Origin of the sequence: Duganella phyllosphaerae (assembly GCF_001758785.1) — a bacterium.
Taxonomy (GTDB): Bacteria; Pseudomonadota; Gammaproteobacteria; order Burkholderiales; family Burkholderiaceae_D; genus Rugamonas; species Rugamonas phyllosphaerae.
In genome coordinates, this window is the sequence record NZ_LROM01000059.1 from 37,581 (window position 1) to 61,093 (window position 23,513).

Annotated in this window: 20 protein-coding genes; 12 read left to right on the plus strand and 8 right to left on the minus strand. The window is 65.8% G+C overall.

The features are described from left to right. The first annotated feature begins 3 nt into the window (after positions 1–3). Genes DUPY_RS05815 through DUPY_RS05860 form a run of 10 tightly spaced genes read left to right on the plus strand, consistent with a single transcriptional unit; the run spans position 4 to position 10,958 of the window. On the plus strand, positions 4–1,962 hold the full coding sequence (locus tag DUPY_RS05815; protein WP_070246885.1) for a putative cobaltochelatase: 1,959 nt from the start codon (positions 4–6) through the stop codon (positions 1,960–1,962). Positions 1,963–1,993: 31 nt separating this feature from the next. Next, on the plus strand, positions 1,994–2,692 hold the full coding sequence (locus tag DUPY_RS05820; protein ID WP_070246886.1) for a cobalt-precorrin-7 (C(5))-methyltransferase: 699 nt from the start codon (positions 1,994–1,996) through the stop codon (positions 2,690–2,692). A 17-nt stretch (positions 2,693–2,709) separates the two neighbouring features. Continuing rightward, a complete protein-coding gene (locus DUPY_RS05825) occupies positions 2,710–4,299 on the plus strand; it encodes a precorrin-8X methylmutase (protein ID WP_070246887.1) in 1,590 nt (529 codons plus the stop codon). Beyond that, positions 4,286–5,422 carry a cobalt-precorrin-5B (C(1))-methyltransferase CbiD gene (gene cbiD / locus DUPY_RS05830; protein WP_070246888.1) on the plus strand — a complete coding sequence of 379 codons (1,137 nt, stop codon included), beginning with the start codon at positions 4,286–4,288 and terminating at the stop codon, positions 5,420–5,422. Before DUPY_RS05825 ends, cbiD begins: the two co-directional genes overlap by 14 nt. Further along, entirely contained in the window at positions 5,419–6,150 is a 732-nt protein-coding gene (gene cobI / locus DUPY_RS05835) for a precorrin-2 C(20)-methyltransferase (protein ID WP_070246889.1), read from the plus strand. Before cbiD ends, cobI begins: the two co-directional genes overlap by 4 nt. 1 nt (position 6,151) lies before the next feature. Continuing rightward, positions 6,152–6,928 (plus strand): precorrin-4 C(11)-methyltransferase, encoded by a 777-nt coding sequence (gene cobM / locus DUPY_RS05840; protein ID WP_070246890.1) that lies wholly within the window; start codon positions 6,152–6,154, stop codon positions 6,926–6,928. After that, on the plus strand, positions 6,925–7,704 hold the full coding sequence (locus tag DUPY_RS05845; RefSeq protein WP_070246891.1) for a cobalamin biosynthesis protein: 780 nt from the start codon (positions 6,925–6,927) through the stop codon (positions 7,702–7,704). Before cobM ends, DUPY_RS05845 begins: the two co-directional genes overlap by 4 nt. After that, entirely contained in the window at positions 7,704–9,260 is a 1,557-nt protein-coding gene (gene cobJ / locus DUPY_RS05850) for a precorrin-3B C(17)-methyltransferase (RefSeq protein ID WP_141749433.1), read from the plus strand. The genes DUPY_RS05845 and cobJ overlap by 1 nt, the downstream gene beginning before the upstream one ends. Continuing rightward, entirely contained in the window at positions 9,257–10,360 is a 1,104-nt protein-coding gene (locus DUPY_RS05855) for a CobW family GTP-binding protein (RefSeq protein WP_070246893.1), read from the plus strand. The genes cobJ and DUPY_RS05855 overlap by 4 nt, the downstream gene beginning before the upstream one ends. 28 nt (positions 10,361–10,388) lie before the next feature. Continuing rightward, complete coding sequence (locus DUPY_RS05860; RefSeq protein ID WP_070246894.1) at positions 10,389–10,958, plus strand: HupE/UreJ family protein; 570 nt, start codon at positions 10,389–10,391, stop codon at positions 10,956–10,958. A gap of 5 nt (positions 10,959–10,963) precedes the next feature. Here the strand turns inward: DUPY_RS05860 and DUPY_RS27750 are convergent, their stop codons facing one another. Beyond that, complete coding sequence (locus tag DUPY_RS27750) at positions 10,964–11,179, minus strand: hypothetical protein (protein WP_141749434.1); 216 nt, start codon at positions 11,177–11,179, stop codon at positions 10,964–10,966. A 293-nt stretch (positions 11,180–11,472) separates the two neighbouring features. Between DUPY_RS27750 and DUPY_RS05865 the strand changes: the two genes are divergently transcribed. Continuing rightward, complete coding sequence (locus DUPY_RS05865) at positions 11,473–14,013, plus strand: excinuclease ABC subunit UvrA (RefSeq protein WP_070246895.1); 2,541 nt, start codon at positions 11,473–11,475, stop codon at positions 14,011–14,013. A 147-nt stretch (positions 14,014–14,160) separates the two neighbouring features. Here the strand turns inward: DUPY_RS05865 and DUPY_RS28330 are convergent, their stop codons facing one another. The 6 genes from DUPY_RS28330 to DUPY_RS05890 form a co-directional block, all read right to left on the minus strand. Further along, positions 14,161–14,316 carry a hypothetical protein gene (locus tag DUPY_RS28330; protein WP_167359037.1) on the minus strand — a complete coding sequence of 52 codons (156 nt, stop codon included), beginning with the start codon at positions 14,314–14,316 and terminating at the stop codon, positions 14,161–14,163. Positions 14,317–14,396: 80 nt separating this feature from the next. Next, entirely contained in the window at positions 14,397–16,109 is a 1,713-nt protein-coding gene (locus tag DUPY_RS05870) for a tannase/feruloyl esterase family alpha/beta hydrolase (protein ID WP_070246896.1), read from the minus strand. Between the two features lie 93 nt (positions 16,110–16,202). After that, a complete protein-coding gene (locus tag DUPY_RS05875) occupies positions 16,203–17,375 on the minus strand; it encodes an ABC transporter substrate-binding protein (RefSeq protein WP_070246897.1) in 1,173 nt (390 codons plus the stop codon). A gap of 24 nt (positions 17,376–17,399) precedes the next feature. Then, positions 17,400–19,274 (minus strand): feruloyl-CoA synthase, encoded by a 1,875-nt coding sequence (locus DUPY_RS05880; RefSeq protein ID WP_070246898.1) that lies wholly within the window; start codon positions 19,272–19,274, stop codon positions 17,400–17,402. A 12-nt stretch (positions 19,275–19,286) separates the two neighbouring features. Then, positions 19,287–20,732: an aldehyde dehydrogenase gene (locus DUPY_RS05885; RefSeq protein WP_070246899.1), complete on the minus strand. Its 1,446-nt coding sequence runs from the start codon at positions 20,730–20,732 to the stop codon at positions 19,287–19,289. Positions 20,733–20,761: 29 nt separating this feature from the next. Continuing rightward, positions 20,762–21,595 carry a p-hydroxycinnamoyl CoA hydratase/lyase gene (locus tag DUPY_RS05890; protein WP_070246900.1) on the minus strand — a complete coding sequence of 278 codons (834 nt, stop codon included), beginning with the start codon at positions 21,593–21,595 and terminating at the stop codon, positions 20,762–20,764. Positions 21,596–21,695: 100 nt separating this feature from the next. Here DUPY_RS05890 and DUPY_RS05895 point away from each other — a divergent pair, with 100 nt between their 5' ends. Continuing rightward, complete coding sequence (locus DUPY_RS05895; protein ID WP_070246901.1) at positions 21,696–22,157, plus strand: MarR family winged helix-turn-helix transcriptional regulator; 462 nt, start codon at positions 21,696–21,698, stop codon at positions 22,155–22,157. 3 nt (positions 22,158–22,160) lie between these two features. Here the strand turns inward: DUPY_RS05895 and DUPY_RS05900 are convergent, their stop codons facing one another. Then, positions 22,161–23,456, minus strand: coding sequence for a cation:proton antiporter (locus tag DUPY_RS05900; RefSeq protein ID WP_070246902.1), 1,296 nt, complete (start codon positions 23,454–23,456; stop codon positions 22,161–22,163). Positions 23,457–23,513 lie beyond the last annotated feature (57 nt).

Consider the following 23,513-nt stretch of genomic DNA (forward strand, 5'->3'; position numbering starts at 1 on the left):
CCGATGAATTTTTCATTGAATTTTCCTTTTAGCGCCATCGTCGGCCAGGAGCAGTTGCGCCAGGCCTTGATGCTGTGCGCGGTCGATCCCGGCATCGGCGGCGTGCTGATACGCGGCGACAAGGGCACGGCCAAGAGTACGGCCGCGCGTGCGCTGGCCGAAGTGCTGCCGCCGATCGAACTGGTTGCCGGTTGCGCCTTCAACTGCACCTTGCAAGCGCCGTGCGAGCACTGTGAGGTCTGCCGCCAGTCCGACCGGGTCACCACGCTGTCGCCGGTGCCGTTCGTCACGCTGCCGCTGGGCGCCACCGAAGACCGCGTGCTGGGCAGCCTCGATCTGTCGCGTGCGTTGAACGGCGGCCACAAGGCATTCCAGCCTGGCCTGCTGGCATCGGCCCATCGCGGCCTGCTGTACATCGACGAAGTCAACCTGCTGGCCGACCACCTGGTGGACGTGCTGCTGGACGTGGCGGCCATGGGCGTCAACCGCGTGCAGCGCGAGGGTCTGTCGGTCAGCCATCCGGCGCGCTTTACGCTGGTTGGGACCATGAACCTGGAAGAGGGCGATTTGCGCCCGCAACTTCTGGACCGCTTCGGCCTGATGGTGGAAGTGACGGCGCCGCGCGAAAAGGCGGTGCGGGCCGAGGTGGTCCGCCGCCGTATCGGCTTCGAGGCCGATCCCGCATCATATGTCGCCACCTGGCGCGCGCAGCAGGATGCACTGCAGTCCACGCTGGCCACCGCGCAGGCGCTGCTGCCGCAAGTAAAGCTCGACGACGCGCTGCTCGACCTGATCAGCCATTTGTGCTGCGAGCTTGAAGTGGCCAGTCTGCGCGCCGATATCGTGATGTACAAGACCGCGCGCGCCATCGCCGCGCTGGCTGGCCGCATCCAGGTCACGCCGCAGGACGTGCGTGGCGCGGCCGAACTGGTGCTGCCGCACCGGCGTCGCCGCAAGCCGTTCGAGCAGCCGGGCCTGGACCAGGAGAAGCTCGATGAGTTGATGCGGCAGGCGGAGCAGGATTCCCCGCCGCAGCAAGCACCTGCCGATGGCGAAGGCAGCGACCAGCAACCGCAAGACGGCGGGCAGTCCGGCGCAGAGCAGCAGTCGCAGGACAGCGAGCAGTCGAATGTCGAACAGGATGAGCAGGTGTTTGCCGCCGCCGCAGGCGGTCAAACCGCGCGCATTTCGGTGGAGGCACAATCTGCGCCTGGCGACGCCGGCCGCCGCAGCATGGCGCAGCAGTCACCGCGCGGCCACGTGCTGCGCGCGGTACCCAACGAGCAGCCGACCAGCATCGCCATCGGCGCCACGTTGCGCAGCGCCGCGCTGCGCGCAACGGACGGCGGCGTGCAGGTCACGCGCGCCGACTTGCACCAGCAGGTACGCGTCGGCACCAGTGCCAGCCTGATACTATTCGTGGTCGATGCCTCGGGCTCGATGGCGGCGCAGCGGCGCATGGAAGCGCTCAAGGGCGCGGTCCTGAATTTGCTCACCGACGCCTACCAGCAGCGCGACGAAGTGGCCGTGGTGGCGTTTCGCGGCCAGCGCGCCGAGTTGCTGCTGGCGCCCACGCGCAGCGTGGACCTGGCCGAGCAGGGCCTGCGCGAACTGCCCACGGGCGGCCGCACGCCGTTGCCGCACGCGCTGCAACTGGCGCTGGAAACCTTGCAGCGCGCCGGAGCAAATGGCAACGGCAATCCGCCGCTGCTGGTGCTGCTCACGGACGGCAAGGGCAACGTGCCGATCAATGAGGGCGCCGATCCGTGGCGCGAGTCGCTGGCAATGGCGGAACTGCTGGCCGGGCGCCGTACACCGGCGCTGGTGATCGATACCGAGAACGGCTACCTGCGCCTGGGGCGCGCCGCGCAACTGGCGCAGGCGCTGGGCGCCGAGTGTTTGACACTGGAAGAATTATCGGCCGACAGCCTGGCGCTGACGGTCCGGGCACGACTGGCTTGAAGCTGGTCTCGTAAAGTTATCAGGAGTAGCAATGATTATTTGTATAGGCGCCGGTCCCGGCGACATCGGTTACCTCACCCAGCGCGGTGCGGAGTTGATCCGTGACGCCGACGTGGTGGCCGGCTTCGAGGCTGTGCTCAATGTGGTGCGCAGCCTGATCCCCGAGACCGCGCGCGTGATCAGCATGGGTTACCGCGACCAGGTCGAGCAGCTCGACAAGGTGGCGGTGGACCACCACGCCGGCAAAAAATGCGTCGTCGTGTTCATGGGCGACATCCACTTCAGCGGCTTCCAGTACCTGGAACGCGTGGAGCGCGCGTGTGGCCACCCGGTCGAATCGCTGCCCGGCATTTCGTCGGCGCAGATCCTCGCGTCGCGCGCCAAGGTGTGCTTCGACGAGACCACGTTCATCACTTTCCACCGCCGTGGCGACCTGGAGCCGTTCAAGCGCCACCTGGTGCACGTGCTGCAAGACCAGCGCAACGCCATCGTGATTCCGTGCCCGTGGGACGCGGCGCGCTCGTTCATGCCGTGGCATATCGCCAAGTACCTGATCGAGCAGGGCATCCCGCCGAGCCAGCCCACCGAAGTCTGGGAGAACCTCACCCGGGCCGAAGCTGAATGGCATGGCACGTTGGCCGAATGCGCCGAGCGCGAAGTATCGGACATGAGCATCATGCTGATTCGCACCATGGCGCCGATGGCGAGCCAGATCGAGCCCGCGCCGTGATTGAGATTACTACCCGCATGACCGGTGGCGACAAGTTCGGCATCGTGATCGCCGGCCATGGCAGCCGCGATCCGGACGCCGTGCGCGAGTTCGAAGCGCTGGTGGAGCTGATCAAACAGCGTGCACCGCACGACGTGGTCACCCACGGCTACCTGGAATTCGCCACCCCGACCATCGGCGAGGCGGTGACCGCCAACCTGGCCGCTGGCGCGAAGCAGGTAGCGATGGTGCCCGGCGTACTGCTGGCCGCGCGCCACGCCAAGAACGACATGCCAGCCGAAATGCAGGCCGCCGCGCGCGATTATCCCGAGATCGATTTCCATTTCGGCGCGCCGATGAGCCTCGACCCCAAGCTGCTGCAACTGGCGCAGGAACGCATCGTTGCGGCCGAAGCGCAGTCACCGAACACCGTGCGCCGCTCCGACACCTGCCTGGTGGTGGTGGGGCGCGGCACCACCGACCCCGACGCCAACGGCGAAGTGGCCAAGCTGGCGCGCATGCTCGAAGAAGGCCTTGGTTTCGGCGCCGCCTACGTGTGCTATTCCGGCACCGCCAGCCCGCTGGTGGCCGATGGCTTGCGCAGCGCTGCGCGGCTGGGCTACGCCCGGGTGGTGGTGCTGCCGTTCTTCCTGTTCGACGGCGTGCTGGTCAAGCGCATTTATGCTGCGGCCGAGGACCTGGCCGAACGCGAGCCGGGCGTGGAAGTGCTGAAAGCCGGCTACCTGGGCGTGCATCCATTGATGGCGGACGTAATGATCGAACGCGCGCGTGAAGCCGTGGCCGGCCGCGCCGCGATGAACTGCTCACTGTGCAAATACCGCGTGCAGATCGTCGGCTTCGAACAGCAGGTGGGCGAGCCGCAGCAGGCGCACCACCTGGCGGTGCGGGCACTGTCCGCCAAGCCGGACCAGCCGGTGGTGGCAGAGCCACAATACAAGACCTACGTGCCGCACCCGATCGAGGCGGAAAGCTTCCGCATCATCGCCGAAGGCCGCGACTGGGCGCCATTCCCGCCAGAGCAGCTGACCATCCTGCAACGGCTGGTGCACACCAGCGGCGACTTCGACGCCGTCAACGATATGTATTTTTCGCCGGGCGCCGTGGACAGCGGCATTCGCGCGCTGCTGCGCTGCAAGCGCATCCTCACCGATGTGACCATGGTGCAGACGGGCCTCAAGCGTGCACTGCTCGAAGAACTGGGCATCGATACGTGGTGCGGCGTGCATGACCGCGAAACCCATTTGATGTCCGAGCAGTATGGCATCACGCGCTCGGCGGCCGGCATCCGCCGCGGCTGGGAAAAGTTCGGCAACGACGTGGTGGTGTCGATCGGCGACGCGCCCACGGCGATTGCCGAAGCCACGCGCCTGATCCGCGACCATGGCTGGCGCCCGCAACTGGTGATTGGCCTGCCGGTCGGTTTTGTCGGCACGCGCGAGACCAAGGAAGACTTGCGCCGCTGTTTGCAAGTGCCGCGCATTACCAATCGCGGCACGCGTGGCGGTTCGCCGTGGGCAGCCAGCGTGGTCAATGGCCTGATGATCGATGCGTTGAATGGCCTGGCGGCTGAACAGGCGGCAGTGCCGAGGGACGATGTCGCTGGCTGAACGCCAGCCGTTCGACCTGAACGTCCTGGCCCTGAACGGCCTGCGGCGCGGACGCACCACGGGCAGTTGCGCCACGGCCGCCGTCAAGGCGGCGCTGCGGTTGCTGCTGCAAGGCGTGCACTTGTCGAAGGTCGATATCGGCCTGCCTGACGGCGCCCATTACCTGTCGGTGCCGGTCCAGGCGGTCGAGTGGATGGAACCCGGGCAGACTGTACGCGCCGAAGTGATCAAGGATGGCGGCGACGATCCCGACAACACGCATGGCGCCACCATCTTTGCGGAAGTGCGGCGCAACGATGCCGGAGAAGTGCGGTTCTTTGCCGGCCGTGGCGTGGGTACCGCCACCTTGCCCGGTTTGCGGGTGGCGGTGGGCGAACCGGCGATTAACCCGGTGCCGCGCAAGATGATGCGCCAGGCGGTGCAGGATGTGGCGGGGGAGTCCGGCCAGGGGTTCGACCTGACCATCGGTTGCGAAGGCGGCGAGGTCATCGCCACCAGGACCTTCAATCCCCGCTTGGGCATCGTCGGCGGCATTTCGATCCTGGGCACGTCCGGCATCGTCGAACCGATGTCGCTGGCAACCTGGATCGCGTCGGTAGAGGTGTACATCCGGGTGGCGCTGGCCGGGGGCCAGCAGTGCGTGGCTTACCTGCCGGGCAAGATCGGCCGTGAATTCGCGGCCGACGTGTTGCAGTTGCCGGAAAAGCGCACGGTGCAGATCGCGAATTTTCTCGGCGACGCGCTCGACTTCACCGAGCAGGTGCTGGTGGAAGAACGGCGCACGCTCGACGTGTTGTGGCTGGCCGGCCATCCGGGCAAGCTGGCCAAGGTGCTCGACGGCTGGTGGGACACGCATTCGAGCAAGAGCAAGATGGCCATGGGCGGCGTGGCCCGCGTGGCCGCAGAAATGGGATACGCGCCAGCGATGGTGCAGCAAATTGAAAACGCCAATACAGTGGAAGCAGCAATGGATATATTAAGGCAGGAACCGGGCGCGCCAGCTTTCTGGCGCGAAATCGAACAGCGCATCGCGGCGCTGGCGCGCGGTCGCGTGCCGTCGGCGCGCCGCATCGAGGTGCGCCTGTTCGACCTGGCCGGCAATCTGCTGGGAGAGCACCAATGACGCTCGGTACACTGTACGGCATCGGCGTCGGCCCCGGCCCCGCAGGCTTCGTGCCGGTAGCGGCGCTCGACGCGTTGCGCCACGCGGACCTGATCTACGCGCCACGCGCCCGTGGGGCTGCCGATTCGGTCGCGCTGCAATGCCTGGCCAGCGCAGGCTTCATACCCGATGCCGACAAGCTGCGCGAGATCGAGTTCAATATGGACCCGGACCGGTCGGTGCTGAGCGAGCATTACGCCCAGCTGGCCGATACGCTGGCGGTCGAGCTGCGGGCAGGGCGCAACGTCGCGTACCTGACCATCGGCGACTCGCTCACCTATTCGACCTACGGCTACCTGCTGGCCGGCCTGCGCGAGCGCATCCCCGACCTGCCGCAGCAGACGTTCCCCGGCATTACCAGCTATGCGGCGGCCGCGTCGGCGCTGGCGTGGCCGCTGGGCGAGGGCAAGGAGCGCGTGCTGATCCTGCCGTGCCCGGAAACGCCGCAAGAGCTGCGCCACGAAATCGAGACCCACGATATCGTGGTGCTGATGAAGGTGGGCACGCGCCTGCCGTGGGTGCTCGACCTGCTGCGCGAGATGAAGATTGCCGATCACTGCGCGTTCGCGCGCCGGATCGGATTGCCGGGTGAACTGCTGGCGTCGGGCGTGGCCGACCTGGTGGCCGATGAAGCGATGGGTTACCTGGCCACCATGCTGGTGCGCCGCAACCCGCGAAAGGACAGATAAGATGAAGGTATATTTTGTAGGCGCCGGCCCTGGCGCTGCCGATTTGATCACGCTGCGCGGCGCGCGCCTGCTGGGCAGCGTGCGCATGGTGCTGTACGCCGGCTCGCTGGTGCCGGTGGAGTTGCTCACCCACTGCGCGCCCGGTACCGAACTGCTCGACACCGCACAGATGGACCTGGAACAGCAGCAGGCCTGCTACGTGCGCGCGAAAGAACAGGATATCGATGTAGTGCGCCTGCACTCGGGCGATCCGGCCATTTACGGCGCCACCGCCGAGCAGATGCGCCGCCTCGAAGCGCTGGGCATCGCGTACGAGATCGTGCCGGGTGTGTCGTCGTTCACGGCAGCCGCGGCGGCCATCGGCACCGAGCTGACCAAGCCGGAAGTGTCGCAAAGCGTGATCCTCACGCGCGTGTCGGGCCGCGCCTCGGCCGTGCCGGAACTCGAATCGATCGCACGCCTGGCCGAGCACCGCGCCACCATGTGCATCTTCCTGTCCGGCCCGCACCTGAAAAAAATCGTCACCGACCTGCTGCTCCACTATCCGCCTGAAACGCCGGTCAGCCTGGTACACCGCGCCACCTGGCCCGAAGAGCGCAGCTACACCGGCACGCTGGGCACGATCCTGGAAGAGACCAAGCGCGGCGCCTGGAACCTGACCACGATGATGCTGGTCGGCGCGGCGCTCGATAAGGGTATGGCGGCTGAATCGAGCCTGTACTCGAAAGATTTTACGCACCTGTTCCGGGTGGTGAAAAAGGACGAGGAAGCCGCATGACAGCGCAGTCGGCTGCAGCGCCGCTCGGCATCTGGCTGGTGCGTCCCGAAGGGGATGCGCTGGCGGCTGCCTTGCAGGCGCGCCTGGGCGGCGACATCTACCGGCCGTGGCTGCAGCCGGAAGTAGCACAGAAAACCCAGTTCGCGGCAAGCTACCGCCGCCATGCGCAGTGGATCATGGTGGCCGCCAGCGGCATCGCGGTGCGCTTTCTCGACGGCCTGCCGGTCGATAAACATACCGATCCCGCCGTGGTGGTGATCGACGAAGCGGCGCGCCACGCGGTGGCGCTGTTGTCCGGCCACGAAGGCGGCGGCAATATCCTGGCCTACCGGGTGGCCAACGTGGTCGGTGCGACGCCGGTGGTCACCACCGCCACCGAAGCGCTCAAGCCGCTGACGGTCGGTATCGGCTGCCGCAAGGGTGTGCCGGCCGAACGGATTGAAGCTGCCGTCGTCAAGGCGTTGTTGGCCGCCGGCGACTATGGCATGCGCGACGTGCGCGAAGTGGCGACGGTGGACCTGAAGGCGCAGGAGCCGGGCTTGCTGGCGTTCTGCCTGCAGCACGATCTGCCGCTGCGGGTGTTCGCGCGCGCCACGCTGGCGGCGCGGCCGTGGGTGACCACGCCGTCGGACTGGGTACAACAGAACGTGGGACTGAACGGGGTGTGCGAACCCTGCGCCCTGGTAGCCAGCCCGCGTGGCGCGCTGCTGGTGCCGAAGATGAGCCTCGACGGCGTCGCCGTCGCAGTGGTATTGGATAAATGGATGGAAATTTGATGAGTGGTGTGTTGAACCTGGTTTCGGTGGGCCCCGGTTACGAGGACCTGATCGTTCCGCGCGCGATTGCCGCGCTGCGTGACAGCGACGTGATCGTCGCCTACGAGTTGTACTTGCGCTGGATCGCGCCCCATATCGAGGGCAAGCAGATTTTCAGTCCGCCGCTCACGCAGGAGCGCGAGCGCGCACAGCTGGCGATCGAACATGCGCGCAATGGCGCCAGAGTCGCGCTGATTTCCAGTGGCGACATCGGCATCTATGCCATGGCCGCGCTGGCGTACGAGGAAATGCGCGAGGACGATACCTATGCGGTGAACCTGGTGCCGGGCGTGACGTCGGCCAATGCCTGCGCCTCGCTGCTCGGCTCTCCGCTGTCGCACGACTTTGCCACGCTGAGCCTGTCCGATCTGCTGTGTCCCTGGGAGTGGATCGAGCACCGTGCTCGCCACATCGCCCAGGCGGACCTGGCCTGCGTGATGTACAACGTGCAGAGCGCCAGCCGCCAGGAAGGCGTGTACCGCGTACTGCAACTGATGCTCGAGTCGAAGGCGCCGGGCACCCTGTGCGGCGTGGTGCGCAATGCGTACCGTCCGGGCCAGCAGGTGGACATCTATCGCCTCGACGAACTGCCGGGCCTGAAATTCGACATGCTGACCACCATCGTGGTCGGCAACCGGTTCACCGCCAGGAAGCGCGGCCAGATTTTTACGCCGCGCGGCTATAACGACTGGGCGCAACCGGAAGGAGCAAAGACCCAGCAGGAAGACCAGTTGCCGGACAACGCCGTGTGGGTGTTCTCTGGCACCAGCGACGGCAATGCGCTGGCGGCCGACCTGGCAGCGGCCAGCATCGGCCCGGTGGTGGTGTCCGCCGCCAGCGACCATGGCGGCGAGATCGCGCGCCAGGATTGCCCGGGCGTGGCCATCTGGTCTGGCCGCCAGGGCGTGGAAGCGCGCCGGCGCGTATTGAACGCCAAGGGCGCGCGCGTACTGCTCGACGCCACCCATCCGTATGCGCGCAATATGTCGGAACAACTGATGTCGTTGTCGCAGGAGCTGGGCATACCTTACCTGCGCTTCGAGCGCCCGAGCGAATACGCGCCGCACGATGGGCTATCGTGCGCGTCGATCGAGGAGGCGGCAGCGCGCGCAGTCGCGCAGGGCCAGCGCATCTTCCTGGCGACGGGATCGAAAGACCTGGCGACCTTCATGCAAACCCCGGGCGCGGCTGACAAGCAATGGTTCGTGCGCCAGACTGCCGAACCGGAGCTGATCGAACGCGCGCTGGCGCTGGGCATTCCGCGCGAGCGCATCTGCGCCATGCAGGGCCCGTTCTCGGCCGAATTCAATACGGCGCTGTGGCGCGACTGGGGTATCGACTGCGTGGTCACCAAGGATTCGGGCGGCGCCGGCGGCTACCGGGCCAAGGTGCAGGCAGCGAAGGCGCTGGGCATACCGCTGCTGGTGGTGGCGCGCCCTCAGCTCGACTATCCGGCGCTGGTTGCCAATGCAGCCGACGTGCTGCGCGAACTCACGCCTGGGCCAACCACGGCATGAAGCAGCTGATCCCTGTCACCATCGTCACCGGTTTTCTCGGCGCCGGCAAGACCACGCTGCTGCGCAGCCTGGTCGAGCGTCGCCAGACGCGTCGGCTGGCCTTGCTGATCAACGAGTTCGGCGAAATCTCGGTGGACGGCGCCATGGTGCGAGACACGGTGGGCACCGACACGCAGGTGCACGTGCAGGACTTCGCCCACGGCCTGATCGCCTACGGTGACGACGAGCTGTTCGTGCCGGCCATGCTGGCACTGGCCGCACGCCGCGCCCAGATCGACCACGTGCTGATCGAAACGTCCGGCCTGGCGCTGCCCACGGCCGTGATGGAACAGTTGCAAAGTCCGGAACTGGCCGAGCATTTCATTCTCGACGCCACGCTGGCCGTGGTCGATACGCCGCTGCTGCTCTCGGACCGCTTCGAACACGATGCCGCCCACGCGCCGGCCGCCACCATGTTCGACCAGCAGCTTGAATACGCCGACGTGGTAGTGCTCAACAAGATCGACGGCATCGATGAAGACGCGCTGCTGGGGGCCGAAACCCGGGTGCGCCAGCGTGCGCCCAAGGTGCGCTTCCTCGAGCTGGCCTATAACGCGCAGCTCGATATCCGCCTGGCGCTGGGCTTGCGCCTGCACCAGCCCACCCGCATCGAACACGCGCACGTGTATGCGCCAGTCGCCACCATGCCAGCGCAGGATGCCACGCCGCTGGCCGTGCAAACGCGGCTCAATGGCCACGCCCATTCGGGCCTCGGTGCGCACAGCCATGGCCTGGCCACCCACAAGCATTTCCACGAGCAGGATCCGGGCTGGCTGTCGTTCGTGCTGCGCAGCGATGCGCCGCAGGATGCCGACCAGCTGTCGCAGGCGGTGTCGGAGGCTGCAAGAATTGAACCCATCCTGCGCAGCAAGGGTTACGTGCAAAGCAGCGACGGGGATGGCGCCATGCTGGTGCAGGGCGTACGCACGCGCGTCTCGATTCATCGCGACCGCGAACGCGCCACGACATCGCGCTCGCAACTGGTCTTTATCGGTTACCACATCAATCGCGGCAAGATCGCCGCGCTGCTGTCGGAACGTACCGGGACCAAGTGGAACTGAACAATTTATTCAATCAAAAGGGGAAACCATGAATTCGAAACGCAAACTGTTCTTCATCATGGCGCTGGCCGCCAGCGGCAGCGCCATGGCGCATCCGGGCCATGCCGAAGGCGCCGTCGCCGGCCTGATGCACCCGCTGACCGGCCTCGATCACATCCTGGCCATGGTAGCCGTGGGCCTGTGGGCAGCGCAACTCGGCGGTCGCGCGCAGTGGCTGCTGCCGGCCAGTTTTGTCGGCTTCCTGGCCATGGGCGGTGTGCTTGGCGCCAGTGGCTTCGTCTTGCCGATGGCCGAAGCGGGCATCGTCACATCGGTGCTGCTGCTCGGTCTCCTGGTCGGCTTTGCCGTGAAACTCAAGACGGCGCCGGCGGCGCTGGCGGTAGGCGTGTTCGCGCTGTGCCACGGTTACGCGCACGGCGTGGAAATGCCCGCCATGGGCAGCGGCCTGCTGTACGGCCTCGGTTTCGTGGCGGCCAGCGCAGCTTTGCACGCGTCGGGCCTGGGACTGGCACGCGCGGTACAGGCGCGTGGCAACTGGCTGCGCGCCGCTGGCGCAGCCATTTCGCTGGCCGGTGTATGGCTGGGACTTGCCGCCTGAGCTGACTAGCTCTCCCTCATGCCGCGCAAGTGCTCGACATCGGTGACCGCCTTGTGCCAGACGGCGTCGGCATCGGTGATCACTCCCACTTGCAGCGGCAGGCGGTAGTCCTTGAGGACTTTACCGCCCAGTGAAATCTTGTAGCGCAGCGCCGTGTACTCGATATCGTAAGTCTTCTTCAAGCCCTGCCGGCGAACATAAGTGTCGTGTGAAGCTGGCATATCTCCTCCCTTGGTAGGAGCGCTTGACAAAGCCTCCATAGCTGCGTTGCAGCGCCTCGCCGTACAGCCGTACCGTCTTCGTCGCTGCGCCTTGCTCTGGAGGCCATGATAAGCGCTCTAGAAACTTCAGGTTAGCACGCCATCCCGAAAAGTGAAGCGAATCCGGGACGGGCGTGCTTTTTGCCTTTATGCCACCTCGTATGTTCGCTGCCGTACGCCGGGACCCACTGCCCAACCAGAGCGGCCCGGTCACTGGCCGATAATGTCAGGCATATCTTCCTTGAAGTGTTGCCATGTCCAAGTCCAAACCAAGTATCACTGCCGTCGACAACGGTCACGTGCGCGTGCGCGGTGCGCGCGAACATAATCTGAAAAACGTCGATGTCGATATTCCGCGTAACGCGCTGGTGGTATTTACCGGCGTATCCGGCTCCGGCAAGTCGTCGCTCGCATTCGGCACGCTGTACGCCGAAGCGCAGCGCCGCTACCTGGAGTCGGTGTCGCCGTATGCGCGCCGGCTGTTCCACCAGATGGCCGTGCCCGAGGTGGACAGCATCGACGGCCTCCCACCCGCCGTGGCCCTGCAACAGCAGCGCGGCGCGCCCACCACGCGTTCGTCGGTGGGCAGCGTGACCACGTTGTCGAATTCGATGCGCATGTTGTACTCGCGTGCTGGCGATTACCCGGCGGGGCAGGAGCTGCTGTACGCCGAATCGTTCTCGCCCAATACGCCGCAGGGCGCGTGCCCGCAGTGCCACGGCCTGGGCCGGGTGTACGAAGCGACCGAGCAGTCGATGGTGCCCGACGACAGCCTCACCATCCGCGAGCGTGCTGTCGCTGCCTGGCCCACGGCCTGGCACGGCCAGAACTTGCGCGATATCCTGGTCACGCTCGGGTACGACGTCGATACGCCGTGGCGCGACCTGCCGAAAAAAGCGCGCGACTGGATACTGTTTACCGATGAGCAGCCCACGGTGCCCGTGTACGGCGGCCTGACGCCGGCAGAAACGAAGCGCGCCTTGAAGCGCAAGGACACCCCGAGCTACCAGGGTACGTTTACCGGCGCGCGCAAGTACGTGCTGCAAACCTTTGCCGGCACCGAGAGCCCGATCATGAAAAGGCGCGTGGCGCAGTACCTGGTGGGCATGGACTGCCCGACCTGCCATGGCAAGCGGCTGCGGACCGAGTCGCTTTCGGTAACGTTCTGCGGACACGACATCACCGAGATCGGCCGGCTGCCGTTAAAACGCCTGGCCGAACTGCTGCTGCCGTACGCGGAAGGCCGCGCGGTCAAGGCAAAGGACGCGGCAAAGCACCCGGAGAAAGCCATCGTCACCCAGCGTATTGCCGAGGACCTGCTGGCGCGCCTTGGCGTGTTGCTGGACCTGGGCCTCGGCTACCTGAGCATGGAGCGTGGCACGCCCACCTTGTCGCCGGGAGAACTGCAGCGTTTGCGGCTGGCCACTGCCGTCCGTTCGTCGCTGTTCGGGGTGGTGTATGTGCTCGACGAACCGTCCGCTGGCCTGCACCCGGCCGACACCGAAGCGCTATTGCGCGCGCTCGACCGGCTGAAGGCTGCCGGTAATTCGCTGTTCGTGGTGGAACATGCGCTGGACGTGATCCGCCACGCCGACTGGATCGTCGACGTGGGACCGCAGGCGGGCGAGCAGGGCGGCAAGGTGCTCTACAGCGGCGTGCCGGAAGGCCTGCGCGGCGTGGCCGAATCGCGTACGGCCGGCTACCTGTTCGAGCGCATGGCACGCGATCCCCGGGCGCCGCGCACGGCAACCGGCGCCCTGCAATTGCGCGGCATCGAGCGCAACAACCTGCGCGGCGTCGATGTCGATATTCCGCTAGGGGTGATGACGTGCGTGAGCGGTGTGTCCGGCTCCGGCAAATCGAGCCTGGTGAGCCAGGCGCTGGTGCAGCTGGTGCGTGCGCAGCTGGGCCAGGACACTGTCGATACCGAGCCGGAAGGCGGCGATACCATGCTCGACGCCACCGATGCAAGCCCACTCAAGGGTCGTATCGTGAAGGGCATGCAAGGCGTGCGGCGCCTGGTGCAGGTCGATCAGAAGCCGATCGGCCGCACCCCGCGCTCCAACCTGGCCACCTACACCGGCCTGTTCGACCATGTGCGCAAGCTGTTTGCGGCCACCCGCGCGGCGCGTGCACGCAAGTTCGATGCCGGTCGCTTCTCGTTCAACGTCGCCAAGGGCCGTTGCCCCAACTGTGCCGGCGAAGGTTTCGTGATGGTTGAACTGCTGTTCCTGCCGAGCGTGTATGCGCCGTGCCCCGAATGCGGAGGAGCGCGCTACAACCCGGAAACGCTGGCGGTGCGCTACAACGACCGCAATATCGCCGAGGTATTGAAACTCACCGTCGATGCGGCAGCGGACTTCTTTGCCGACCAGCCGCCGTTGCGCCATGCGCTCGACGTGCTGCGCGCGGTGGGACTCGGTTACCTGCGACTGGGCCAGCCGGCCACCGAATTATCGGGCGGCGAGGCGCAGCGCATCAAGCTGGCGACCGAATTGCAGCGCGCCAGCCGGGGCGATACGTTGTACGTGCTCGACGAACCGACCACCGGGCTGCATCCGTCCGATATCGATTTGCTGCTCACGCAGTTGCATGGTCTGGTCGATGCGGGGAACACGGTAGTGCTGGTCGAGCACAATATGCAGGTGCTGGCGGCCAGTGACTGGGTAATCGACGTGGGACCGGGTGCGGGCGAGGAGGGCGGGGCGATCGTGTTTGCGGGGTTGCCGGGGGAGCTGGCGAAGAACCAGCAAAGCAGAACGGCGCCATATTTGAGGCGTATGCCTGGGAGTTAACGACTGCCACCTTCATTCCTGCGAAGGCGGGAATCCAATGTCGTTGAGCACTGCTGGCTATCGCGGTGGCCAACAATGTTCGCGCAAAACTGGATTCCCGCCTGCGCGGGAATGACGAATCTCAGCGTTGCGGCTCAAACTTGCGGCTCAAACCGGCGGCTGGTTTTTCACCGAGTTGCGGTACTTGAGCCGTGCCGCTTCCTTTTTGACCGCTTCCGCCGCGATGTTGCTGGCCTTGATCAGGCGCCGTTCGTCCTTGCCCCGGTGCTGGGCGATGTGCTTGTTGCCGATACGCTTGGTCATGATGTTTCCTTTACCGAAAGTGGAGCATCCAGCATAGACCGTAGTCACCGGGGCAATCTGTTAGCCAGCTAACCGAGCCGTCAAGCGCAACTGAAGTTTGCCGCATCCTCGATGCTGCCGCTGCCCTTGTACTTGGCGGTTTTCGGGTACGGGCACAATGGCCGGGTGCGGGTTGGCGCCCATGCCGCCGGCACGCTGGCGTTCACCCCGCCGGCATTGCCGGCGCCGCGCGCGCTGGCGGTCACGCTGTCGGGCGCCACGCCTTTTTCCACCCAGTTCACCAGCGGCGTGAGCATGTCGAACTGGTCGATGCTAGGCCCGCCCGAGCAGTGATTCATGCCTGCCACCTGGTAGTAGCGCGCAAAGTTGGATGCGTCGCCGCCGTTGGCGGTACGCAGGCCGTCGTACCAGGCGGCGCTGTCGTCGCTGGAGAAGATAGGATCGCTGGTGCCGTGATACACCATCATCTTGGCGCCGCGATTTTTCAGCGTGGACAGGTCGGTCGGGTTGGGCGGCACCATGAACGACAGCGCGCTTTCCGTAAACAGTCCGCTGGTAGCGCCCACCTTGGCCAGCATGGAGGCCAGGTCGCCGTCACGCACGAATGCGGCGCCGTCGAAGGTGGCGCCGTTCTCCGGCGGCGCCTGGAATACCAGGCCCACGGCGCCGGCGTCGCGCGTGGCGGGGCTGCCGAACTTCCAGCCGGCCCAGTCGCTCGTGGCCAGGCCCGCGTCGTACGGGAAGCTGGCATAGATCCTGGTGCCGCTGGCGGTGGTGGCGCCGGCGAACAGGCCGCCGATGGTGGTCTTTTGCGCCGCGTTCAGGCAGCTGCCGTCGCGCGCGCCGGTGCAGGTGGCCACGTCGCGATTGAGGTCGAACGCGGCCTGGCAGGCCTGGGTGTTTTGCACCAAACCGTCGGTGGCGCCGTCAAGCGCGTCGCACCTGGCCAGCACCGCGTTGGACACCAGCGTGCGTTCGGCGACCGTGAAACCGGTGGACGGATCGCCGGCGGTGGTCGCCAGACCTGCATAGGCCTTGCCGCCCGCGATATTGGCCACTGCCGCCAGCGGCAGCCGGTAGCCGGGATTGCCGACCAACACGCCGTCGTACTGGTCGGCGTAGCGCGCTGCAGCCACCATCGCGTGGCGCCCGCCGTTGGAGCAGCCGCCGATGTAAGAGCGGTCCGGCTTTTTGCCGTAGGCGGTTTCGATCAGGCTCTTGGCCATCGGTGTGAGCTTGCCCACGGCCTGGTAGCCGTAATCGAGCCGTGCCTGCGGGTCGGCGCCGAAGAACGGCGTGGGCGCACTGTGACCGGCGTCGGAGCTGATCACGGCGAAGCCCTGGTTGAGCGCGCTGTCGAGCGGCCCGCCGCCGCCCACCGGGCCGGTGGCGGTGCCCACCGAACCATCGAGGCCGCCGTTGGCCTGGTAGAAGAAGCGGCCGTTCCAGTTGGTGGGCAGGCGCATCTCGAAACCGATCGCGTAGCGCTGACCATCGACGGTGCTCACGCGGTCGAACATGCGGCCGGTGACCTGGCAGTGCGCCGGCACCGGCTTGCCGGCGATGGCGAGCGTACCGGCGGCGACGGCGTTGGCGGCGGTGATGGTGGTGTTGGCCAGCCGGATTTTTGTCGCCAGGTCGGTGCACGACGCCAGCGTGGCGCCGCTGGCAGCGGCCAGTTGCGGCAGGACCGGCCCGGCGGGCGTGCTTGCGCCCAGGCCGGAGCCGCTGCCGGAGCAGGCGGCCAGCAGCAGGCCGGGAGCGATAATGGATAGTTTGAGCGTGGGTTGCATGGTGTCTCCTCGGTTCTTGTCAAACAATGGGACGAGCAGGTCCGCGCAGCGTCTGTGGCTGCGTCGGACCTGGCGTGGACGACTGCTGGGGATTTACTGCGGCGGTACGTCTTTCAAGGTGCCGATAGGCTGGTTTTGCAGCTTGCCGTTCACCTTGCGCACTTCGCGGATGTACATATTCTGCACGATGTCGCGGGTGGCTGGGTCGATGCTGATGGGGCCGCGCGGGCTGTCGAGCTTCATGCCGCTCATGACCTTGACCGCTGCGTCACCGTTGACGTCGCCCTTGAGCTTGCGCGCAGTCTCGTAAATCATGGCCATGGTGTCGTAGGCGGCCACGGTCACAAAGGTCGGCGGCGGGCGGTTGGGCAGGGCGGCGGCGTAGGCGGCCAGGAAGGCCTTGTTGGCCGGGTTGTCCAGCGCGGTCGAGTAGTTCAGTACCGTGATGGCGCCCAGCGCGCGGTCACCCAGCGCTTCCAGCGTTGGCGAGTCGCTGGTCATGTCGCCCACGCCCAGGAACTTGATGCCGGCCTTGTCCAGCCCCTTGTCGCTGAAGGCTTTCAGCAGCGCAGTGCCGTCCTCGGAGCCGGGCGCGAAGAAGAACAGCGCGTCCGGCTTCTCATCCTTGATGCGCTGGATGAACGGCGAGTAGTCGGGATTGGCGAGCGGGGAACGGGCCGAGCCCACCACCTTGCCGCCGGCAGCGGTAAAGCCCTTGACGAACTTGGCCTCGGCGTCGTGGCCGGTGCTGTAGTCGCTCACCAGCGTATACACTTTGCCCACCTTGTTCTGGCCCGACCAGGTGCCGAACGGTTCGGTCATCTGGTGCATGGTCATGCTGGTGCGCAGCATGTACGGCGACTTCGACGTGATGCCGGTGGTGACCGCGTTCATGACGATCATCGGGATCTTGGCCTTGGTGGCGATGGGCGCCACCGCCAGCGCACTTGGCGTGAGCGAGAAGCCGACCAGGAACTGCACCTTGTCGCGCGAAATCAGTTCCTGCGCCGCGCGCTTGGACAGGTCGGCGTTGCTGCCGCCGTCGTCGCGGTAGATGATCTCGATTTTTTTACCGGCCACGGTACTGCCGTACTGCTGCATATAGGTCTTGATGCCATCTTCGAACGGCTTGCCGATGTTGGCGAACGGGCCGGTCAGCGCGGCGATCACGCCGACCTTGATGGTGTCCTGCGCGCTTGCCGCATTCATGGTCAGCATTGCCACGCCTACCGTCATGCTGATGGTGGCCAGTTTGATGATTTTCATATTGTCTCCGTCGTTTTAGTTGGTTTATGCAGCGGTGATAACTTGTGGATCCGACCCTTCATACAAGGCGTTGACGATGGCGGCGCGGCGGGTGAGCACCGCCGCCTGGTTGATCGAGCCCTTGTCGGTGAGCTCGCGGTGATCGATCGAGGGAGGCTCCGCTTGCAGCAGGAGGCGGTCGATGCGCATCGACGAGCCGCTGGCGTCCTGGTTCAGCTTTTGCAGTAGTTGCCGGAACCACTCGCGTACCGGCGCGCTGGCCAGCACTTCGGCCGCAGTAGCGCCTTCGCCCAGGCAGGCCAGGTTCTGGCAGTGCTCCAGGCGCGGGAACACCAGCAGGCCAATGGCGCTGCGGTCGATGCCGGTAACCACTGCGTCGAGCACGTACGGCGTGGCTGCGCTGATCACGCGCGCGCGCAGCGGTCCTACGCTGACGAACGTGCCCGTGTCGAGTTTGAAGTCCTCGGCAATGCGGCCGTCGAACATGAATCCCAGTTCCGGGCGTTCCGGGTCGGCGAACCGCAGCGCGTCGCCGGTGCGGTAATAGCCTTCCTCGTCAAAGGCGTCGGCCGTCAGGTCCGGTGCGCGCCAGTAGCCGGGCATCACGTGCGGACCCTTGAAGCGCGCTTCCAGCTTGCCGCCCACCGGCACCAGCTTCACTTTGCAGCCGGGCACCGGCACACCGACGTAGCCGGCCTTGATGATGGCGCCGGTGCCAAACGTGCACGATGGCGAAGTTTCGGTCATGCCCAGGCCAGTGATGATACGGATCGATTCGCCGGTCTGGCGAATCCCCGCCTGGTCGAGTCGGTCCCACGCCGCCTGCGACAGGCCGGCGCCCGCGCACAGGAACAGCTTCACGCGCGAGAAGAAGTTGGCGGACAGCCTGGCGTCGGTTTCCATGGCGTCGGTCAGCATCTCGAAGCCCTTGGGGATGTTGAAGTACATGGTGGGCGCAATCTCGGCCAGGTTGCGCAGCGTGGCGCCAAAGTCGCGCGGCGTCGGCTTGCCGTCGTCCAGGTACAAGGTGCCGCCGTTGTAGAGCGCCATGCCGACGTTGTGGCTGCCCCCGAAGGTGTGGTTCCACGGCAGCCAGTCCACCAGCACCGGAGGGTCCTCGCCCATGAACGGGAAGCTTTGCAGCAGCATTTGCTGGTTGCTGCACAACATGCCGTGGGTGGTGATCACTGCTTTCGGCTTCTTGGTGGAGCCGGACGTGAACAGGAACTTGGCGATGGTGTGTTCGCCCACTTGCGCATGGGCCGCTGCCACCGAAGCAGGCGTGGTCTCGAGCAGCGCGGCGAAACTCAGCGCAGCCTGTCCTGCCACCTCGCCCTGCGCCGCCACCAGCCGCACGTCGTCCGGCAACGCTGGCAGTACGGCGTTGATGGCGCGGCTGAACGCAGCGCCGTCGCTGGCATAGATGGCGCCCGGCGTCAGGCGCTCCAGCATGTCTGCCAGCTTGTTAAAGTCGGTGGCCACCAGCGAATACGACGGCGACACCGGCGCGAACGGCACGCCGGCATACATGGCGCCCAGCGCCAGCTGGTAGTGTTCGAGGTCGTTACCGGACAGGATGACCAGCGGCCGCTCGGCTGACAGGCCCAGGTCCAGCAGCGCCTGGCCGATGCGGCGCGCGCGGTCCAGCATTTGCGCGTAGCTGATACGGATCCATTCGCCGTCAAGCCCACGGCGGGCAACCAGGGTGCGGTCCGGATGCAGCGCGGCGCCCGATTCCAGGCGGTCGGTAACGCGCGGCGGATAGGCGTCCAGCGGCGTGACGGCGTCCACGTGCCACAACCCGTCGTCCTGCCAGGTTGCGATCTCGGGATTGCCCAGTTTGACCGGGCGCCGTTTCACTGTTCCGCTGGTCATCTCCGCATTGATAGACTGATTCATGCGGAGCTCCTGTCAGATCGGGTAGTGGCGGGGCGTGGTCTGGATGGTGATCCAGCGCAGCTCCGTGAACTCGGCGATGGCCGCCTTGCCGCCAAAGCGCCCGTAGCCGCTGCCTTTGACGCCACCGAACGGCATCTGCGCCTCGTCGTGCACGGTGGGGCCGTTGATGTGGCAGATGCCCGATTCGATCTGGCGCGCCACGGCCATGGCGCGGCCGATGTCGCGGCTGAACACGGCCGATGACAGGCCGTACTCGCTGTCGTTGGCCAGCCGGATGGCTTCCTCGTCGGAGTCGAAGCGCAGGATCGAGACGATCGGGCCGAACGACTCTTCCTGGTACACGCGCATTTCGGGCGTGACGCCATCGACGATGGCCGGTTGCAGCAGGTTGCCTGCCACCGCGCTGGACGACTGGGTCACGGTAGCGCCGCGCTGGCGCGCATCATCGAGCATGGCGGCCACGCGGGTAGCCGCGGCGGCGTCGATCATGCCGGTCAGCGGTGCATCGGCGTGGGCCGCCTTGAGTGTCGCGGTCTTGGTAGCCAGCTTGTCGAGGAACGCGCTGGCGACCTTGTTGTCGACCAGGATGCGGTCGGCGGACATGCAGATCTGGCCCTGGTTGAAGAAGGCGCTGAATGCTGCAGCTTCCACCGCTTCATCGAGGTCGGCGTCGTCCAGCACCAGCAGCGGGTTCTTGCCGCCCAGTTCGAGCAGCACCGGTTTCAGGTGCCTGGCGCAATGCTGGGCAATGATGCGGCCCACGTTGGTCGAGCCGGTAAAGTTCACGCGGCGCACGGCAGGCGCGGCGATCAGTCGTTCGACCACGGCCGGCGCGTCGGCCGGGGCATTGGTGATCACGTTGACCACGCCCGCCGGGAACCCGGCCTGCTCGAACACCGTGCCGATCAGGCGGTGCAGGCCGGGGCACAGTTCCGACGCCTTGAAGATCACCGTGTTGCCGCAGGCGAGCGGCATGGCGATCGAGCGGGTGCCGAGGATAATCGGTGCATTCCACGGCGCGATGCCCACCACCACGCCGGCAGCCTGGCGCACGCCCATGGCCAGGGAGCCTGGCACGTCGGACGGAATGATTTCGCCGCTGATCTGGGTAGTCATGGATGCTGCTTCGCGCAGCATGTTGGCGGCCAGCGTCACATTGAACTGGTACCACATCGGGCTGCCGCCCGCTTCGGCCACGGCGCGCGCGACGAACTCGGCGCGCAGGTTTTCCATGGCATCGGCGGCCTTGAGCAGCAGCGTGCGGCGCGCGCCGGGGTTGAGCGCAGACCAGGCGGGGAAGGCGTCGCTGGCCGCCTTGACGGCCTTGTCCACGTCAGCCAATTGGGCGGCAGCGGCGCGGGTAACAACTTCGCCGCTGGCCGGGTTGCGGCGCTCGAAGGTGGCGTTGTCCTGGGCGGCGTGGGTGCTGCCGCCGATGAGCAGGTCGATATCAAACATGGTTGTCTCCTTTGTTATTTTTTTAGAATTTAACCACGTTTGAACGTTTGCAGACCTGGCTTGATGGTCTTATCGTCGAGGAACTGCTTGAGGCCCTGGGCGCGGCCTTTTTCCGGGTCGCGGTAGTTCGACTGGTCGACCTTGGCGTACAGGTAGTCCTCGTTCTGGTCCCAATTGAGTTCCCGGCAGCGCTTGAAGCCGTTCTTGGCGATGCGCAGCACCACCGGCGCTTTTTCCAGCAGCTTGTTGGCCAGCGCAGTCACTTCGTCGCGCAGCTGGGCGCGTGGCACGCTCTTGTTGATCAGGCCCATGGCCGCCGCTTCCTGGCCGGTGAAGGTGTCGCCGGTCATGATGTAGTGGAGCGCCTGGCGGTGGCCCATGGTGTCGGCAACGGCCTTGCTGACCAGGTTACCGGGCGGGATGCCCCAGTTGATTTCGGACAGGCCGAACACTGCTTCGTCAGCGGCAATGGCCAGGTCGCAGGCGACCAGCGGCGAGAATGCGCCGCCGAAGCACCAGCCGTTGACCATGGCGATGGTGGGCTTGGCGTACATGCGCAGCAGCTTCCATTGCCACTGCGAGCAATCGCGGCGCAGGCGCTCCTGGAAAATTTCGGGCTTGCCGTCGTTTTCGCGGAAGTACTCCTTGAGGTCCATGCCGGCGGTCCAGGCGTCGCCGGCGCCGGTCAGCACGATCACTTGCGCATCCTCGTCCAGTTCCAGCGTCTCGAGGACGTCGATCATTTCGCGGTTGAGCGTGGGGCTCATGGCATTGCGCTTGTCGGGGCGATTGAGGGTGATCCAGCCGATGCCGGCCTCCACGTCCACTTTGACGGTTTCCCAGCGCGCTGCGTATTTCGACATGTTGTTCTCCAATGTAGGTTTAATGTTGCAGTATCAGGCTACCTGATATGGAACTTATACTATACTCACGTCTTCCGAATTACAAGAAAATTTTATCGCCATGGTTGAACACGCTCCGAACCCTTCCGACGATTCCAGGCCGCTGGGCCTTGCCTACCTGGTGGGCCGGCTCGATCACGTGCTGGGCAAACGCCTGCGCGACTGCTGCGCGCCGGCTGGCGTGACGGTGCCGCAGTACACCGCGCTATCGGTATTCCGGGCCCAGGGCGCGCTCTCGAACGCGCAACTGGCCACGCGCACCATGGTGTCGCCGCAGTCGGCCAACGAAATGGTCAAGCAGATGGAGGCGAAAGGCTGGATCGAGCGCTCGCCCGATCCTTCGCATGGCCGCATCATCCAGATCCAGCTCACGCCGGCGGGCCACGCGATCCTGGGGCAGTGCGACGGCAAGGTACGCGCGGTGGAACTGCGCATGTTCCCCGACATGACGCCGGAACAACGCACGCAGCTCTACGTGTCGCTCAGGAGTGCGGTCCGCGCGCTCAGCCTTGAAGGCATTTGATTATTACTCCCGCCACACGGTATTCATCAGCGGCTTGACGCTCAAGCCGTGCACCACGATGGAAAGCATGATCGTAAACAGCACGATGTTGGTCAGTTGCGCGGCCAGGTCGGGCGCCAGGCCCGCCTCGATGGCGAACACCAGGTAGTAGATCGAACCGATGCCGCGGATGCCGAACCACGCGGTCATCGCCTTGAGCCGCAGCGGCGCGGCGCTGCCGGCCAGTCCCAGGAACACGGCCACCGGCCGCGCGATGAAGAACAGGAAGGCGGCCATGAACACGGCCTGCCAGCTGATCTCCTGCAGCGAAATCATCCCGCCGAGCAGCACCACCAAAGTCAGTTCCGACAGCCGTTCCAGGTGTTCCTTGAAGACCAGCGATTCGGTGCTGACAGTCATTGGCGCTTCGTTGCTGTCACTGTCGAGGGCCACCTGCGACTTGCCGGTATCTGGCTCCAGCAATCCTTCCTGGTCTTTGGGTGCGCCGGCCATCATCAACTCGGTCTGGCGCAGCGCCACGGCGGCAAAGAACACCGCCAGGAAGCCCCACGCGTGCACCAGCGTGGCGACGCCGTAGGCCACCGCGATCAGCCCCAGCCCCACCAGGTCGTCCATGATGTCGTGGCGCGGCTTGATCATGCGCAGGCGCCAGGTCAGGCGCGCGGTGACGGCGCCGAAGAACACCCCGATCGCCACCGCAGCGAGCGCGGCCCAGAACACATCGACGAACAGCCAGCGCCAGGGCTGTCCGGCCGTTTCGTCCAGCCCCAGCACGCCCAGGCCGAGGAAAACGAACGGCGCAGCGCTGCCGTCGTTCATGCCGGCCTCGCAGGTAAGGGTAAAGCGCAGGCGGTCGGTGTCGCCGGCGTGGCGGATCTGCACGTCGGTGGCCAGCACCGGGTCGGTCGGCGCCAGGATGCCGCCCAAAAGAATCGCAGCACCCACGGGCAGTCCCAGCACGAAGAAACCAAACGCAGCCACCAGCACCACCGTGAAGATCATCGAGATCCAGGCCAGGCGCAGCGGCGCATCCCAGTTGGCGCGCCTGAACGGCACCGGCATCTTGATCCCGGCAGAGAACAGCGAGACCAAGATGGCGACTTCGGTCAGCACTTCCAGCAGGCCCGATTCGTCGGATGGCTCGAAGTGAAACAGGTTCAGGACCGTTGGGCCAAGCACCAGGCCCACGCCAAGATAGACGATGGCGGATGTGAACGGCGAGCGCGAGATGGTGGTGGCGGCCATGCCGCGCGCCAGCATCAGCAAGCCGATGAGGATGAACCAGTGGGTCGATTGCATGCCGGTTTCTCCGATGCGGTGCGATGGTGACGGAGCGCACCGCCTCTGGCAATATTA

Bases quoted from the DNA above. Each gene is read 5' to 3' on its own strand.
- DUPY_RS05885 (WP_070246899.1), bottom strand. From the start codon at position 20,732: ATGTTTGATATCGACCTGCTCATCGGCGGCAGCACCCACGCCGCCCAG.
- DUPY_RS05825 (WP_070246887.1), top strand. From the start codon at position 2,710: ATGACCGGTGGCGACAAGTTCGGCATCGTGATCGCCGGCCATGGCAGC.
- DUPY_RS05875 (WP_070246897.1), bottom strand. From the start codon at position 17,375: ATGAAAATCATCAAACTGGCCACCATCAGCATGACGGTAGGCGTGGCA.
- DUPY_RS05870 (WP_070246896.1), bottom strand. From the start codon at position 16,109: ATGCAACCCACGCTCAAACTATCCATTATCGCTCCCGGCCTGCTGCTG.
- DUPY_RS28330 (WP_167359037.1), bottom strand. From the start codon at position 14,316: ATGACCAAGCGTATCGGCAACAAGCACATCGCCCAGCACCGGGGCAAG.
- DUPY_RS05895 (WP_070246901.1), top strand. From the start codon at position 21,696: ATGGTTGAACACGCTCCGAACCCTTCCGACGATTCCAGGCCGCTGGGC.
- cbiD (WP_070246888.1), top strand. From the start codon at position 4,286: ATGTCGCTGGCTGAACGCCAGCCGTTCGACCTGAACGTCCTGGCCCTG.
- DUPY_RS05860 (WP_070246894.1), top strand. From the start codon at position 10,389: ATGAATTCGAAACGCAAACTGTTCTTCATCATGGCGCTGGCCGCCAGC.
- DUPY_RS05880 (WP_070246898.1), bottom strand. From the start codon at position 19,274: ATGAATCAGTCTATCAATGCGGAGATGACCAGCGGAACAGTGAAACGG.
- DUPY_RS05815 (WP_070246885.1), top strand. From the start codon at position 4: ATGAATTTTTCATTGAATTTTCCTTTTAGCGCCATCGTCGGCCAGGAG.
- DUPY_RS05855 (WP_070246893.1), top strand. From the start codon at position 9,257: ATGAAGCAGCTGATCCCTGTCACCATCGTCACCGGTTTTCTCGGCGCC.
- DUPY_RS05820 (WP_070246886.1), top strand. From the start codon at position 1,994: ATGATTATTTGTATAGGCGCCGGTCCCGGCGACATCGGTTACCTCACC.
- cobI (WP_070246889.1), top strand. From the start codon at position 5,419: ATGACGCTCGGTACACTGTACGGCATCGGCGTCGGCCCCGGCCCCGCA.
- cobM (WP_070246890.1), top strand. From the start codon at position 6,152: ATGAAGGTATATTTTGTAGGCGCCGGCCCTGGCGCTGCCGATTTGATC.
- DUPY_RS27750 (WP_141749434.1), bottom strand. From the start codon at position 11,179: ATGCCAGCTTCACACGACACTTATGTTCGCCGGCAGGGCTTGAAGAAG.
- cobJ (WP_141749433.1), top strand. From the start codon at position 7,704: ATGAGTGGTGTGTTGAACCTGGTTTCGGTGGGCCCCGGTTACGAGGAC.
- DUPY_RS05865 (WP_070246895.1), top strand. From the start codon at position 11,473: ATGTCCAAGTCCAAACCAAGTATCACTGCCGTCGACAACGGTCACGTG.
- DUPY_RS05845 (WP_070246891.1), top strand. From the start codon at position 6,925: ATGACAGCGCAGTCGGCTGCAGCGCCGCTCGGCATCTGGCTGGTGCGT.
- DUPY_RS05890 (WP_070246900.1), bottom strand. From the start codon at position 21,595: ATGTCGAAATACGCAGCGCGCTGGGAAACCGTCAAAGTGGACGTGGAG.
- DUPY_RS05900 (WP_070246902.1), bottom strand. From the start codon at position 23,456: ATGCAATCGACCCACTGGTTCATCCTCATCGGCTTGCTGATGCTGGCG.